Raw genomic sequence first — 942 nt, 5'->3', positions numbered from 1 at the left:
GCAGTTTCGCTCCACGCTTCCTCCCCACAGTCGGTCGCCCTTCCGCAGTTGCGCTTCACTTCGCTCACTGTGGTCAGCTTGCGGGAGGACTTGCACCTCCAAGAGTGCGCCCATGCTGGGCGCACGCAAAAAAGGCCACGTTGATTCAACGTGGCCTCTCGCATTCTGGCTCCCCGACCTGGACTCGAACCAGGGACCTGCGGATTAACAGTCCGTCGCTCTACCAACTGAGCTATCAGGGAAAAGAGGCCGCATTATATCGGGCGAAAATTGACTTGTCCAGCCTCGCGTGCAACTTGTTGGCGGCCATGTGCGCCAGCAACGCCCCACGTGCCGGGACGACCGTACCCAAGCGCCCCCGTTGGGCGGGGCACTATATAATCAATGTGATTATTTGTGATTAATCGTAAACGTTTATGATTAATCGCGCTAAAACTTAGTTGAATCAACATATTTTGGAAAGATCGACCAATGGCCCAAGCCGAAACCAAAGTACTCACAGCACACGTACCAGTGGTGCTGGCCGACAGGGTTGACCAGTTAGCCGCACGGCTTGAACGGTCACGCGGATGGGTTATCAAACAGGCGCTGAGCGACTGGGTCGCTCAAGAAGACGAGCGTAGCCGCTTGACGCGCGAAGCAATGATGGATGTTGACGAGGGACGCGTCGTTGACGATCAGGCTGTCCAGGAGTGGGCGGCCAGTCTCGGCACCGATCATCCCCTCCCGGCGCCAGTGGTGCCTTGATGCGGATTGAATGGACCAGCAAAGCGCTCGCGGACCTGAGTCGTCTTCACGAATTTCTGGCAGTCTTGAAGGCCCAATGCCGTTTTGAGTGGAAGTTGACTTCGGCTACCATATCGGCTACCGCTGTGAATGTCTGCGCCTTGCGGCGCTTGTCGATGTCCGGTCCGGAGCAGGGTCAAGGGCGGGCGGCGCGAA

The 942-nt window shown here is 57.5% G+C and carries 1 protein-coding gene and 1 tRNA gene; one reads left to right on the top strand and one right to left on the bottom strand.

Annotated elements, in window-relative coordinates; all coding sequences use genetic code 11:
• Positions 1-166 precede the first annotated feature (166 nt).
• Positions 167-242, bottom strand: a tRNA-Asn gene (locus F1735_RS33845).
• Between the two features lie 229 nt (positions 243-471).
• On the opposite strand from F1735_RS33845, the gene F1735_RS33840 reads away from it, so the two are divergent.
• Entirely contained in the window at positions 472-747 is a 276-nt protein-coding gene (locus F1735_RS33840; RefSeq protein WP_167241413.1) for a CopG family ribbon-helix-helix protein, read from the top strand.
• Positions 748-942: the final 195 nt, after the last annotated feature.

The sequence above is a fragment of the Massilia genomosp. 1 genome (assembly GCF_011682185.1).
Classification (GTDB): Bacteria; Pseudomonadota; Gammaproteobacteria; order Burkholderiales; family Burkholderiaceae_D; genus Telluria_A; species Telluria_A rubra.
The sequence above is the reverse complement of the archived record's forward strand: the minus strand, read 5'-3'. Positions and strand labels throughout refer to the sequence as shown.

Coding starts and splice junctions, on each gene's coding strand:
- F1735_RS33840 (WP_167241413.1), top strand. CDS start 472: ATGGCCCAAGCCGAAACCAAAGTACTCACAGCACACGTACCAGTGGTG.